The organism is Streptococcus mitis (assembly GCF_001074635.1).
Lineage (GTDB): Bacteria > Bacillota > Bacilli > Lactobacillales > Streptococcaceae > Streptococcus > Streptococcus mitis_E.
In genome coordinates, this window is sequence record NZ_JUQO01000160.1 from 1 (window position 1) to 367 (window position 367).

Consider the following 367-nt stretch of genomic DNA (forward strand, 5'->3'; position numbering starts at 1 on the left):
CTTTTTCGTATTTTACTGGGGATGGGATTGTTTCTACTTCTACTTTATCTTTCAATCCATTTTCTTTAAATGTTTCTTTTGTTGTATGCTCTATTATGTTTCCATTATCTGGATTTACTGTATATGAAGTTGCTGTCTTCACAATGTTATTTCCATCTTTAGAAGTTACTACTGTATCTTTCGCTGCTACTTTAACGATAGTAGTTGTTGGATTTACTATTATTGGCTCCCCTACATGTGCAATAGCTTCTCCATTGTTTTGATTTACTGTGTAAGTCGTTGTGGTGGTCTTACTTCCGTCTTTTCCTGGAACAGTAATATTATCTTGACCTTTTTCGCGACTAGCATCTTTTTCGTATTTTACTGG

General features: G+C 34.3%; 1 protein-coding gene. It reads right to left on the minus strand.

Features of this window, described 5'->3' with window-relative positions; all coding sequences use genetic code 11:
- Window positions 1–367 (minus strand): G5 domain-containing protein (locus tag ADI58_RS06745; protein ID WP_049521950.1); only part of this gene is annotated, 367 nt, incomplete at both ends.